Origin of the sequence: Paraclostridium benzoelyticum (genome assembly GCF_001006285.1) — a bacterium.
Lineage (GTDB): Bacteria > Bacillota > Clostridia > Peptostreptococcales > Peptostreptococcaceae > Paraclostridium > Paraclostridium benzoelyticum.
The window spans coordinates 1-12,885 of the sequence record NZ_LBBT01000307.1; the positions used below are offsets into that span (position 1 = coordinate 1).

General features: G+C 26.8%; 15 protein-coding genes and 1 pseudogene. 7 read left to right on the forward strand and 9 right to left on the reverse strand.

The annotated features are described in order from the left end of the window. Together VN21_RS18995 and VN21_RS15115 are read left to right on the forward strand one after the other, a co-directional pair. Window positions 1–238, forward strand: a pseudogene (locus VN21_RS18995) (hypothetical protein); the annotation flags it as partial. Window positions 239–341: 103 nt separating this feature from the next. Continuing rightward, window positions 342–1,097, forward strand: a complete 756-nt coding sequence (locus tag VN21_RS15115) for a peptidylprolyl isomerase (RefSeq protein ID WP_021429681.1) — start codon at window positions 342–344, stop codon at window positions 1,095–1,097. A 49-nt stretch (window positions 1,098–1,146) separates the two neighbouring features. Here the strand turns inward: VN21_RS15115 and VN21_RS15120 are convergent, their stop codons facing one another. Together VN21_RS15120 and VN21_RS15125 are read right to left on the reverse strand one after the other, a co-directional pair. Further along, complete coding sequence (locus tag VN21_RS15120; RefSeq protein ID WP_046823987.1) at window positions 1,147–1,551, reverse strand: CBS domain-containing protein; 405 nt, start codon at window positions 1,549–1,551, stop codon at window positions 1,147–1,149. Between the two features lie 144 nt (window positions 1,552–1,695). After that, window positions 1,696–2,847 carry an amidase domain-containing protein gene (locus tag VN21_RS15125; RefSeq protein WP_152650834.1) on the reverse strand — a complete coding sequence of 384 codons (1,152 nt, stop codon included), beginning with the start codon at window positions 2,845–2,847 and terminating at the stop codon, window positions 1,696–1,698. A 287-nt stretch (window positions 2,848–3,134) separates the two neighbouring features. Here VN21_RS15125 and VN21_RS15130 point away from each other — a divergent pair, with 287 nt between their 5' ends. Together VN21_RS15130 and VN21_RS15135 are read left to right on the forward strand one after the other, a co-directional pair. Next, window positions 3,135–3,620: a GNAT family protein gene (locus tag VN21_RS15130; protein WP_161794414.1), complete on the forward strand. Its 486-nt coding sequence runs from the start codon at window positions 3,135–3,137 to the stop codon at window positions 3,618–3,620. Window positions 3,621–3,807: 187 nt separating this feature from the next. Further along, window positions 3,808–4,128, forward strand: coding sequence for a YlbF family regulator (locus VN21_RS15135; RefSeq protein ID WP_046823989.1), 321 nt, complete (start codon window positions 3,808–3,810; stop codon window positions 4,126–4,128). Between the two features lie 29 nt (window positions 4,129–4,157). On the opposite strand, the gene VN21_RS15140 is transcribed toward VN21_RS15135, so the two are convergent. After that, window positions 4,158–4,856, reverse strand: a complete 699-nt coding sequence (locus VN21_RS15140) for a M15 family metallopeptidase (RefSeq protein WP_052952099.1) — start codon at window positions 4,854–4,856, stop codon at window positions 4,158–4,160. A 114-nt stretch (window positions 4,857–4,970) separates the two neighbouring features. Then, the gene (locus tag VN21_RS15145) at window positions 4,971–6,188 is read right to left on the reverse strand and encodes a hypothetical protein (protein WP_046823990.1); all 1,218 of its coding nucleotides are present in this window, start codon (window positions 6,186–6,188) and stop codon (window positions 4,971–4,973) included. 231 nt (window positions 6,189–6,419) lie between these two features. Between VN21_RS15145 and VN21_RS15150 the strand changes: the two genes are divergently transcribed. Beyond that, window positions 6,420–6,635: a hypothetical protein gene (locus tag VN21_RS15150; protein ID WP_046823991.1), complete on the forward strand. Its 216-nt coding sequence runs from the start codon at window positions 6,420–6,422 to the stop codon at window positions 6,633–6,635. A 101-nt stretch (window positions 6,636–6,736) separates the two neighbouring features. Next, window positions 6,737–6,928, forward strand: coding sequence for a hypothetical protein (locus tag VN21_RS15155; RefSeq protein WP_143709805.1), 192 nt, complete (start codon window positions 6,737–6,739; stop codon window positions 6,926–6,928). Between the two features lie 31 nt (window positions 6,929–6,959). On the opposite strand, the gene VN21_RS15160 is transcribed toward VN21_RS15155, so the two are convergent. The 5 genes from VN21_RS15160 to VN21_RS15180 form a co-directional block, all read right to left on the reverse strand. Further along, window positions 6,960–7,958, reverse strand: a complete 999-nt coding sequence (locus VN21_RS15160) for a DUF4097 family beta strand repeat-containing protein (protein ID WP_046823992.1) — start codon at window positions 7,956–7,958, stop codon at window positions 6,960–6,962. Beyond that, the gene (locus VN21_RS15165; RefSeq protein ID WP_046823993.1) at window positions 7,951–8,667 is read right to left on the reverse strand and encodes a DUF1700 domain-containing protein; all 717 of its coding nucleotides are present in this window, start codon (window positions 8,665–8,667) and stop codon (window positions 7,951–7,953) included. The genes VN21_RS15160 and VN21_RS15165 overlap by 8 nt, the downstream gene beginning before the upstream one ends. A gap of 13 nt (window positions 8,668–8,680) precedes the next feature. Beyond that, on the reverse strand, window positions 8,681–8,992 hold the full coding sequence (locus VN21_RS15170; protein WP_046823994.1) for a PadR family transcriptional regulator: 312 nt from the start codon (window positions 8,990–8,992) through the stop codon (window positions 8,681–8,683). Between the two features lie 290 nt (window positions 8,993–9,282). Beyond that, on the reverse strand, window positions 9,283–10,314 hold the full coding sequence (locus VN21_RS15175) for a M42 family metallopeptidase (protein WP_046823995.1): 1,032 nt from the start codon (window positions 10,312–10,314) through the stop codon (window positions 9,283–9,285). A gap of 19 nt (window positions 10,315–10,333) precedes the next feature. After that, the gene (locus VN21_RS15180; protein WP_046823996.1) at window positions 10,334–11,668 is read right to left on the reverse strand and encodes a YjiH family protein; all 1,335 of its coding nucleotides are present in this window, start codon (window positions 11,666–11,668) and stop codon (window positions 10,334–10,336) included. Window positions 11,669–11,762: 94 nt separating this feature from the next. Here VN21_RS15180 and VN21_RS15185 point away from each other — a divergent pair, with 94 nt between their 5' ends. After that, window positions 11,763–12,881, forward strand: a complete 1,119-nt coding sequence (locus VN21_RS15185) for an MGDG synthase family glycosyltransferase (protein WP_046823997.1) — start codon at window positions 11,763–11,765, stop codon at window positions 12,879–12,881. Window positions 12,882–12,885: the final 4 nt, after the last annotated feature.

Sequence of the window (12,885 nt, forward strand, 5' to 3'; positions counted from 1 at the left end):
TAATTTTGAAAAAAAGATAGAAGTTTTTTATAAAATTTCAACGCTTTTATCATTTATTTTCTCCACATTAAGTTACTATATATTCCCTATTAGTATTATGTGGTTTTTAATTAAACTATCATTATTATTTACATATATGTATATTTCTATATTAAAAGTTTATAAATACAAACTTGAAGAAGGCGTTGTTGGTATACTAGCATCTGCTTTAATGCTATTTATGTTTCTTAGATACTAAAATTATTAGTTTTTTGAAATATTAGACATATTTAGTATTTTTTGATATTATTTATCTTAGTAGTAAAATACTATTAATAATCAAATAAAAAGGAGTTATTATAATGGAAAGAACAGTTTTAGCCACTATCGGTGAAAAAGAAATAACTAATATTGATATCGAGAATGCTTTAAAAAGCTTAGACCCATACCAAGCTATGCAATTTAATACAGAAGAAGGTAAAAAAAGATTACTAGAAGATTTAGTAAATCAAGAATTATTCTACCTTGAAGCTAAAGACGAAAATTTACATAATGACGAAAACTTCAAAGCTGAAATGAAAAGAATAGAAGAAAATATGTTAAAACAATATTCTATAAATAAAGTTTTAGCATCTGTTAAATTAACTGATGAAGAAATAGCTAACTTCTATGAAGCTAACAAAACTAAGTTTGTTAAACCTGAAACAGCATCTGCTAAACATATATTAGTTGATACTGAAGAATTAGCTAATGACTTATTAAACAAAATAAATAGTAATGAAATATCATTCGAAGAAGCAGCTAGAGAGCATTCTTCTTGCCCATCTAAAGATGCTGATGGAGATTTAGGTACTTTCCCTAGAGGACAAATGGTTCCTGAGTTCGAAGAAGCTGTATTTAATATGAATAGAGGCGACGTACAAGGTCCAGTTAAAACTCAATTCGGATATCACTTAATAAAAGTAGAAGATAGACACGAAGGTGGTCAATCTGAACTTGATGAAGTTAAGGAAGAAATAGCTAAAAGCTTAATGTACCAAAAACAAAACGAAGTCTACTCTTCAAAAATAAATGACTTAAAAGCTAAGTATAATAATTTAGTAAAATTAAACGACTAATAAAGACTAATAAAAAAGATAACTAATGGATAAACATTAGTTATCTTTTTTATGATTTTATATTTTTATAGCAATACTCAATTATATCTCTTCTCTTAATTATCCCAATAAAAATATTTTGATCATCTATAACTGGCACAAAGTTTTGGTTCATAGATTTAGATATTAAATCTTCTATATTAGCATTTATAGATACAGGTTTATTGTCCATTCTTCTTTTTACATCACATACATATACATCTTCTATGGCTTTTAATTCTAAATTTAAGTCATTCTTTAGATACCATAGTAAGTCCCCCTCTGTAATAGTTCCTACATACGCACCTTCACGATTTATAATAGGTATAGCAGAATATCTATGATACTCCATCTTTTCTAATGCCTGTCTCATTGTATAGTCATCATATATATATGCTACTTCACTTTTGGGTGTTATAAAAAATAGTATATTCAAATACTACACCTCCTATTAAGTAGTATAAACTTAAAAACATATCTATCCATATTTTATCATATATTTAATAAGATTTGAATAAATTAGATTTTATTTCTAATTAAAAAAGCTATTTTTATTTAAATAAAAATAGCTCTTTTAATATTAATAATTAACTTTTATTAAATGAAATTTTATTGATTTATCACTCCAACCTAAATCCCAAGGAACTAATAATCTATCAGTATTATGACACGTTACAAGTGGATATCCTTTTGAGTCAACTCCAGTTACAGTAGATACATGAGTTATTCTACCATTTTTTTCATAAGCAACTATATCTCCAGGAGTCATACCATATGCTAGCTTGTAAATTTCTTCGTACGAGCCTTTTCCTATCAACGACCCTCTTCCACTATATACTAAATAATTTTTAAATCCTTGAGCATTAACCCAAGCTTTAGTACCATCTGTTCCCTCATAATTCCAAGTCCCATTTTTCTTAAATCTTCCACTTTCAAACATAATTTGAGATGCATAGTTTGCACAATCTCCTCCGTCTGGATTGAAGTCTTTATATTTTGAATTAAATTTCATTCCATGTTCTTCATCCGCTGCAGCTCCACAATACCTATGTGCATAGTCAATTGCTTTAACCTGTTCATTAGTTAAGTCTACATCTTTTTTATCTTGAGCCATTATATAATTTCTAATATCGTCAGATTTTATGTTGTCTAGATGAAGTGAATCTGCAAATGGGTCAGTATACCATTCTTTTGTAATTATATATTCATTATCTTCAATTCTCATATTAAGATAATGATATGTTCCTATTCTAAACATATTTTTCATATCCGGTTGATTCTCATATGAGTAATTATATTCAGTAGATACCGAACATATAATTCCATATAAATTTTCCTCTTTTTCTTTTACTTTACTAATTTTAACTCTAGTTTTTATATCATTAAATTTAACACCTTGTTTATATGACCAGTTTTGTAAATATTTCATTTTAGTTACTTCTTGCTCATATGCCCATAATCCAAACTTATGATTTATATCATATAATTTTTTCAAAACATCATCATTTTTAGTCAATATAGCCTCATTCCTATGATCAAATAAATTTTCAAGCAAAAGTTGAAATTGTTCTTTTTCTGGATCTTTATTAATTTTTACAACTTCATTTCCTCTTATAAATGTATTCAACTTTAATTCATTTTTATTATTTAAAATAATTGTAGTAATAATACAAATCCCTGCTAATACTAATATTCTCCTTAGTGTTTTGCCTTTTGTATTTTTTATGTTCAAGTTGGTTCCTCCTATCAAATAATAGACTTTATCTTAAGAATATAGAGTATTTCAAAGCTAACATAATATTTTATATAGTTTTTACATTTTTTTAGCCAAATATAATTAAATTTATGGTATAATTGTCTAACATTAAATTAAAGGAAAGAGGTGCTCAGTTGCTAACAAAAATGAAACTGTCTAAAGTAAATAATGTTCTTACTAATAATATATATGCAAATTTTCGTTTTTTAAGTGAGGAAAATTTTGGTGATGTCTCAAAACTCTACGAAGAAGTGAGTAATTCTATGGATAATAAAAATTGGTTAAAAAATAGAGATCATGCCGCATTAAAAAAAACCGTCGATAATGGTGGTTTTATAATTGGTTGTTATGTAGGTTTAGATCTTATTGCTTGTGCTCTTTGTGATGTCCCTAGCATAAAAGATTTAGAACTTTTATCTTATTTAGGAGTTTCTGTAGAAGACTTTAAAAGCACTTATATATCAGGTTTTGTTATGGTTCATCCTATGTATAGAGGTAATTCTCTTCAAAGCAAATTACTTGATTTAAGAATAGATATAGCTAAATCTCAACGTAAAAAATATATATTAACAGTAGCTGCTGTAGATAATATCCATAGCATAAACAATATTTTAAATAAAGGGTTTGAATTCAAAACTCAACAAGAAAATGAATATGGGATCTTAAGAAACATATTTTTAAAAGATTTATTTCCTTGTGATGAAAGTGAAAATTTCATACATAGTGACATTATGACTGATGTAATATAAAAGAGACCTTTGAAATAAAGGTCTCTTTTTCCACGTTGTAAGGTTCTTATATGTCTTTGTACTTCATAGTATATATTATTCATAATTGTTAATTTTGCTACACTTTAATTTGAAAGATAAGTAACACTTATTATTTATTTTTATAATATATTATTAAGTTAATTTATACTTTTCAAGGGGGTATTTTATGAATATTAATGATAAGGCAAAAGATTTAGCATTGTGTATAAGAAATACTAACGAGTTTAAGACTATGAATAAAGCAAAGAAAGACCTTGATAGAAATTCGACTTTAAGAAAACAATTCGATGAATATGTAAAAAAGAAAAACCATATATATTCTAGATATAAAATAGAAGATGCCTCAAAAAAAATAAGTCAGCTAAATAGAGATTACGATAAATTTTTTAATCATCCTCTAGTTTCTAATTATATGAATGCAAATAGGAATTTTAATACGATGATGGAAAACTTGTATAAACAAATAGAGTCTGAATTAACTAAATAAAAAAAATAAAAGAGGCGATTACGTCTCTTTTATTTTTCAAAGTGTTGATAGTCTTTTAAGTTTGACCATTCACCACCCCATGTCCAACCTCTTTTTGTAAATGCATTATAACATGCATCTCCTTTTGTTATCATGCCTTTAACATTTTCATTTCTTTCTATGTAATCTTGACCTTTTCTAGGGCTTACATCTCCGTTTTTGACCATAGGATTAATAAGAGGATTTATATCTATAGCTAATCCTTTTGAATGATTTGATAACACTTTTGACCCATCTACAACCCTATAACAAAATGAGGATGTATTATTGGCTGACATAGATAATTCATCGTCTGCACCATAATTATCAATTAGACTTATTTTTTCTATAGGATACTTATTTTCATACAGCTCTTTAAATATTTCTATAACTTCTTTCGATACTTCTTTACTAACTACCATATCACCTATGTGCGGCTTATTATCAAATCCATAGTATGTTATTTTCAAATAATCCAAAGAATTTTTATCAACAAAGTCTTTATCAGGAATAGAATTTCCAATCATCTTTTCATATATATTATCTGGAATTTTTTGAACTTCAAATAAAGGTTTAAATTCTTCTTTCTCTATTTTTTTAGCTACTTTTTCATTATTAGACTCTTTCTTTGAATCAGAAGTATTACACCCAATACATGCTAAAATCACGCAACTAATTATAGCTACGTATACAATTTTTTTTAAAAACATTATAACTTTTCCTTTCTCTACCTAAAATTAACTATACATATATTATATTATTATTTTATGCCAAAAAAATCAAAGCTCATAGTTAAAAACTATGAGCTTTGATTTTTTAGTTAATTAATCTTCTAAGTTATACATCATATTATTCATCATATTTTGCATATACATATAATAGTTCATCCACATATCTTGCATTTCTTCCATTCCCATATTTTCCATGTACATATATGGTTCATCCATTGATGGATATTTATTTGCAAATTCACCCATATATTGCATTGGTTCCATATTATATATAGGATTTATATATAATCCTGTTTCCTCTTCTTTAATTAACATTATATCGTCTAAATCACAGTATTCATCTTTATTTTGATTGTTATTTTGTCCATTACAGAAGTTAAATTCATATCCACATGGTTGTTTTACTTCCTTTTTAGGTTTGCAATAAGTTGGACTTACATATTTAGGCTCACATGTACAACTTGACTTCTCTTCTTTACATGTGTAAATTGGTTTACATTGTTTTTCTTCTTTGCATATATGCATTGGTTTACATGGCTTACATGTTTTCTTTTCTTTGCATGGTTCTTCTATTCCTAAATCCACATAGCAAGATTTTTTCGGCTTGCAGTCATCCATTTCATAGCATCCAGCAATTTTTTCTTGGCATTTTTTCATCATATCTTCACATTTTTTAGATTTACCTTCGTATTCTTTTATTTTTTCCCCAGCAGCTTTATAACAATTCATAGCCTTTTCATCACATTTCATAGCTTGAGAATATAGACATTTTGCTTGTTCATTTACATTTTGAGACTTTTCATATAAGCATTTAGCTTTTTCGCAATATTGTTCTGCTTCATCCCCTGATTGCTCAGCTTCTTTGTATAAACATTTTGCTCTTGCACAAAGGTCTTCCGATTTACATAAAAGTTGATTTGCTTGTTTTCTAAGTTTTTCAGCTTCTGTTTCATTTTCCATAGACTCTTTAGCTAATTTTTTAGCTTTAGCTTCTAATGCTTTAGCTTTTTTATCAAATTCTTTAGCTTCTTCATATGACTCTACAGCTAAGCATTCACAATCTAAAGCTTTTTTAAATAATCTTTCCGCTTCTTGTGCTAGCTTAACACATGTATCATCAAATTTTATTTCACAGTCATCACATGGACCTGGAGGACAGCAAGTTGGTTCTAATTTTTTTACTGGTTCACATTTTTTATGAACCGGTTTTTTACATGGTTCACAGTAGCTCTCTTTTTCTTTTTTTTGGTTACAGCCTATATTTGCAGAACAGCTATTATAACATTTTTTCTTTTTTCTCATTGTACTCATAGCTAGTCAAAACCCCTTTGTTGTATTTTATTTTAACTAAGCAAATTAATATGCTTAATAATAATTATATGAAAGTCTCTTTGTGTGGTTACTAATAATGTCTAAAATATATACAAAAATTACCTTTAAACTTATTTTTTTCTTACTATAAATTTTCTTTTATTACATAAGATATATGTGAATTAAAATTTATATCAAAACACTAAATTATAGTTGATTGGAGTGATTAATTTGAATAATAACAAAATAAATAATGAAAACATTAATAATCAAATTGATGATTATACTAAAAAAGGACAAGAGTATATAGAAAAAGCTGAACAAAAAGCTAATGAACTTTTATCAAAAGCTAATGGTGTTGCACATGATGTAGCTGATAAAACAAATGAAATTGCTGAAGATGTAGAAAATACAGTAAAAAAAAAGACAACTATGAGTCTAAAGTAAACTATCCTTATGATGAATGTTGCTGTGGTACAAATTTTGAGTGTTTTGATGAACCAAAAACTACAGTTGACTATATAAAGGATTATGCTAAAGAACATCCTGTGATGACAGCTACAGCAGTTTCTGCTACAGTTCTAACAGGACTTAGCCTAGTTAGTCCAAAAACAAGAAAAGTAACTGTACCTGTTGCTAAGTATGCAGTTAAGCAACAAGCAAAATTCACTTTAGGAGTTGGTATGTTAGCTATGGCTACTTACTTATCAAGTAAATCTGACTTTAACTCTTATAACTAATAAAAAAGGAGCTTTTAAAGCTCCTTTTATTTTAAATATTTCTAATATTTATTATTTGTGATTTTATATCTACATTATATTTATTTTGATTTTCTTCATTTTGTTTTATGGTTCCATTAAATTTTTTCATAGGTTCTTGATTATTATCTTGTTCATCTTCAAAGTGTATATTCTCCGATGCATCTAAATTAAATTCTATATTATATTTATCGGTAGGTAAATCTAAATACGTCATTCCATTTTTATTATCTATATTTAATTTTTTTGCAATAGGAATTGTAGATTCTATATTTATACTAGGTGAATATTTTGTTGCTATTATATTAAATGTTTCTGGTATAAATTTTTCTATATTTTCAATAAATACATCATCAGGCATAGATTGTAAATATACTCCTGCAGTAGTACTTATATTTATATTCTTTATTCCTAATATTTCACTAGCTTTTAGATTTATATCTCCGTTTGAACTTATAGTTAAGTTCTCTAAGGTTTTAGCTTCTTTTGGTAATGTAATTTGACTATATTCATTTGAAAAAGTTACTTTTTCATTTAATACATCATTATCCGTTATAATTAGATCTCCATATCTAGTTTTCGCTTGTATATCTACATTATTTGGAACATATACAATTATTTTGTTTGAACCTAAGTTTAGCATATTTATTACAGCATCACCAAATCCCTGAATTTCCATATCTATATGTCTATTTTCTTCATTTTGTTTTATATCAAATGTATTTTCTTTATTCTCTATGGTTAATGTATTGTTATTTAATCTTCCAACTTGAACAATTTTAAGTTTATCAGAGTTGCTTTTTTTAACTTCTACAGTTATATTCTTAGTGTCTATATCTAATTGTCTTACATTAACTTTCTTTTCATATATCGTGACCTTTTCACTTGCTTTTTTTGCACATTCATTTATATAGTTAGTTGCAAATGGTACTGCAGCTATCGATGATGATATAGTCCCTATAATTCCTATAGCAATCAATATAACTGCAAATATAGTTATTTTCTTATTCATCTATATCATCTCCTTTATAATTTATTTTATTTTCTTTTGCATGTATATATTTTTTCTTGTTTCTTAACCAGTTTATATATTGCTTATATATTTTTTTGCCTAACTTCATAATGTATATATAAACCTGTACTACCAATATATCAAACCCTATAATTCCTATACTCGAAAATATTATAAGCGCAGCTATAGAACTATCTAATCCAAACAACGGTCCTGAAGTCCCTAACAAAGCAATAAACGCTATATTTAACGCCCCAATAGTTAAACCTGCACTTGCCATCATTAATATAAATAAAACCCAAATACACATTAATCCAAAGCTCAAACAAGCTAGTAGTACTTTTATAAGTTTTGTTGATAATCCCTCATCATCATTTCTTAAATTTGGAGTTAACTTATTATTTATAACATCTTTAGTTTTATAGTAACTATCTTTTAGCCTTATTTTGACTTGATTTATACCATCATGAAGTTTATCAAATTTTTTGTTACTATCATTAATTTTACTTTCTTTCATTTCACCTACTAAATCTCTAACTATAGACTTAGGCGATCCTAGAGATTCTATAATTTGCAAGTCGCTTTTCCCTTCTATTTCGCCATCTATGAAGTATTCTTCATAATCTCTTAATATATCATTGACCTCATCATCAGAAAAGTGATTAGATAAATAATCTTTTAATATTTCTAAAAATTCTCTTTTATTCAACCTTAGTACCTCCTTAATCTAAATTAATAAGATAATCTACTGCATTAGTAAAGTTTTTCCACTCTTTTATAAGATTTATTAAATTTTCTTTACCTAACCCCGTTATCTTATAATACTTTCTAGCTGGCCCCTCATTTGATTCTAGTATGTATGTCTCAAAATACTCTTCTTTAGTCAAACGTCTAAGTAAAGGATATATAGTTCCTTCATTCACTTCTATAACCTTAGAAATGTTTTGAACTATTTCATATCCATACATATCTTTTTTAGATATAAGAGCTAGAACACATATCTCTAAAACACCTTTTTTAAATTGTGTATTCATTTACTCCATCCTTTCTATAAAATAACTACTATGCTTTATATAGTACCTTGTTTAATCATCGTCATAACCATATGATAGCACACTACTGTGTGTTACACAATACCTTGTTAAATTTTTTATTCCCCATCCCTCACTCTCTCACTAAAAAAGTCGTACTCCTCGCTTTTGAAGATCCAGTGTAACTACCTAATTTAAGCGACATTTACAGGCATGTTTCTAAGCCTGTATGTAGGAAATTTAGATAGTGGCACTAATTAAAACTTACGAAAAGTACGACTTTTTAACTTTTATTATTTAACGTATTCTGTTACTAATTTTATAGTTTCTATAATAGATTCTAAGTTAGTTCTTTCATACCCATGAGATGCAAATATTCCAGCACCTATTAAAGCTGTTTTAACGTCATATCCAGCTTTTAGCATAGCACCTGCATCTGATCCATAATTAGGGTAAGTATCAACCTTATATCCTATGTTATTATCTTTTGCAATTTGAATAAGCCTATTTGTTAACTCATAATCATATGGTCCACCTGAATCTTTTGCACATATACATACATCGTATTCAGTTGAGTTTTGACCCTCTCCTGGGCATCCCATATCTATAGCTATAAACTCTCTAGTTTTTTCTGGTACAGCTGCTGATGATCCATGTCCAACCTCTTCATAATTACTGAAGAAAAAGTTTACAGTATGTTTGGGTTTTATTCCAACAAGTTTTAAATACTCTATAACATATAAAGCTGCTGCAACTGAAGCTTTGTCATCTAAATGTCTAGATTTTACAAATCCAGAATCAGTTATCTTAACTCTAGGATCAAAAGATATAAAATCTCCTACTTCTATTCCTAATTCTTCAGTATCTTCTTTAGAACAAACTTGCTCATCTATAACAACTTCGTAGTTGGCTGGAACTCTCGGAAGTTCTCTACAATCAGAGTGTATATGAACAGATGGTTTTATAGTTTGGATAGTACCTTCATAAACTTTTCCACATCTGGTATGTATTTCACAACATTCACCCTCAATTGAAGTCATCATATATCCACCAACTTGAGTTAATGCCAATCTTCCATTTCCTTTAACTTCTTTTACCATAGCTCCTAATGTATCTACATGACAAGATAAAGTCTTTTGATATTCATCATCGTCACCTTTTATTGTGGCAACTACAGCCCCTTTATTTGTTACCTTATACTCTACATTTAAAGTTTTTAAAACTCCTGTTATATACTCCATTATATTTTGAGTATAACCAGATGGACTTGGTATATTTAACACTTCTGTTAAATATTTTTTTACTAACTCTGATTTATATTCCATAACCTAAACCTCCCTATTTTTATAAGTTTCCTATAATTAAATAGTAAAATAAATAAATTATTGTTAGAGATATTAATATTTTTTCTATCCCAATGGCTAAAAGTTCAATTTTTTTAATGGGAATATCAGTACTACTTACATATACCATATTAGTACTGATTGATATCGTTTGCACTATAGATATTATAAATATTATAAGACCAGATATATCTTTTATATCATTATTTATAAATTCTATATACCTGCCTCCATTAAACATACCTAAGCATAAAGCTTCATTTATTTGAACTTTTGATGGTAGTTTAAGCAGTTCTATAATTGGATAAGTAATTTCACCTATAGTGTCAATCAATCCTGTATTATTTATTAAAAACTCTCCTACAAATATAATTATAACTAAATTGGGTAATATTGTCATAATTATATTAAATGATTCTTTAAAATTTTCAAACATGTAATATATTAATTTATTATTTTTTTTAGTAGATAAATGTCTCCTTATTGCATTTTTAAATTTATCCTTTTTAAAGCTACATTCTTTATAAGAATTTTTGTATAAATAAGTTTTTTTCTTAATTTTTAAAGGCCATATCCTACATACTAAAAAATTTACACCTAATGATAAGCTTATAACCATAAAAATAGTAAATGCTACAGACTTTAAATTTAATTCATCTGCTAAATAGTAACAATTTAAAATACTAGTAAAAGAAAAACAAGAAACCATTATACACGCTTCACTTTGTCTAAGCCTTCCTTTTTTATATAACTGACTAGTCATAAACATTCCACTAAATATATCTACAAATAAATACACTAATATATTTAATACACATTTTCCACTTAGTTTAAAAGTTTTTTTAGTATATTTTTGAAAGTATGATTCGAAAATTTCCAATAACCCATATTCTGTTATAAAAGGTAAAAATAAAGAACTTATTGATAAAACAATAACTGATTTCAATAAAAAATCCCTCATAAATAGCAAGCTACTATTATTGTATGCTCTAAATTCGATTTTAGAAAAAATTATAAGTATAAATAATATACTTACAGGTTTTATACACTTTATTATATTGCTAAATGCATCATATTCCTTTTCTTTATGCTTAACTATAGGTAATATAGATCCTATAGTTACCATTATAAATAAATACAACTTAATTAATTCTATATACTTGTCTTGAATAAAAAAATATAAGTGGTATATAATTGTATTTGTAGATCCTTTTAAATTTATTGGTATAAAAAATATAAAAACTCCACAAATAGAATATATTACTATTCTAAATGAATCCATCAATTCAAAATTTTTATAATCATTTCCTTTTTCTTTTGTATCAATTCCTTCCATCCATTACCTCCATACATATAATATATAATTGATTTAATATTTATATAAATGTATAATACTATCATTAATTAAATTTTAAAAAAGAGGTGATATATTGAATAACACCAAAAAAACAATATTGATTCTTACAGCTCAATTTGGGGCCGGACATATAAGTGCTGCTAATGCTATTAAAGAGTACATACTTGAAGAACAGCCTTCATATAAAGTTGTTATCCAGAATTTTATAAGTGCAAGTGTTCCAAAAATGAACAAACCACTTGTTAAGCTTTATGAGGCTAATACAAAATATACACCTGGATTATACAATTATTATTACTATTTAAAAAAATCATTTGATTCTAGACATGATATAGCTTATAAAATGTATACTCCAAAATTGTCTCAGTATATATTGGAAACTAATCCAGATCTTATAATTTCAACGTTTCCTATGGCATGTACTTGTGTTGATTATTTCAAAACTAAAAATCCTGAGTTTAAAGTTCCAACTATTACAGTAGTTACAGATGTTGTCGATAGTCTTGAATGGATTTATCCAACTACTAACATGTATTTTGTGGCTTCTCATGAAATAAAAAATAGATATGTACAAAAAGGTATAAACCCTAATATAGTTAAAGTAACTGGCGTTCCTGTAAAAAAAGAATTTGAGCATAACTCAGAAAAAAATGCATTCAAAAAACATAAATTACTTATAGTTGGTGGTGGTAGAGGTTTATTTGATATGGAGGATGATTTTTTTTACTACATAGATGATTTGTTAAACTTAAATGAAGATGCATTAGAAGTCACTATAGTCTGTGGTAAAAATCAAAAACTTTATGATAAATTGACAGAAAAAAAACCTCTTAAAAACATTAATGTTTTAGGATTTGTAACAAATATGCCATCTTTATTAAAAGAACATACATTATTGATAACAAAACCTGGTGGTGCAACTTTATTTGAAGCTATAAAAAGTGAAATTCCGGTAGTTGTCATGCTTCCTAAAGTTGGACAAGAGATAGAAAATGCTCGATTTATAATAGATAAAGGTATAGGCATTGTATATAACGATGAAGATGACTTAAAAAACTTATTAGATGCTTTAGTTGATAAAAGGTTAAATGATCGAATAAACTTCATGGTAGACAATATAATAAATTTTAAAAATTCTATAGATTATAATAAAATTGCATCTTTTGTTACACAATTAATAGGGACTTTGTAAAATA

Bases quoted from the DNA above. Each gene is read 5' to 3' on its own strand.
- VN21_RS15180 (WP_046823996.1), bottom strand. From the start codon at position 11,668: ATGGAAGGAATTGATACAAAAGAAAAAGGAAATGATTATAAAAATTTT.
- VN21_RS15135 (WP_046823989.1), top strand. From the start codon at position 3,808: ATGAATATTAATGATAAGGCAAAAGATTTAGCATTGTGTATAAGAAAT.
- VN21_RS15115 (WP_021429681.1), top strand. From the start codon at position 342: ATGGAAAGAACAGTTTTAGCCACTATCGGTGAAAAAGAAATAACTAAT.
- VN21_RS15160 (WP_046823992.1), bottom strand. From the start codon at position 7,958: ATGAATAAGAAAATAACTATATTTGCAGTTATATTGATTGCTATAGGA.
- VN21_RS15140 (WP_052952099.1), bottom strand. From the start codon at position 4,856: ATGTTTTTAAAAAAAATTGTATACGTAGCTATAATTAGTTGCGTGATT.
- VN21_RS15145 (WP_046823990.1), bottom strand. From the start codon at position 6,188: ATGAGTACAATGAGAAAAAAGAAAAAATGTTATAATAGCTGTTCTGCA.
- VN21_RS15130 (WP_161794414.1), top strand. From the start codon at position 3,135: ATGGATAATAAAAATTGGTTAAAAAATAGAGATCATGCCGCATTAAAA.
- VN21_RS15175 (WP_046823995.1), bottom strand. From the start codon at position 10,314: ATGGAATATAAATCAGAGTTAGTAAAAAAATATTTAACAGAAGTGTTA.
- VN21_RS15170 (WP_046823994.1), bottom strand. From the start codon at position 8,992: ATGAATACACAATTTAAAAAAGGTGTTTTAGAGATATGTGTTCTAGCT.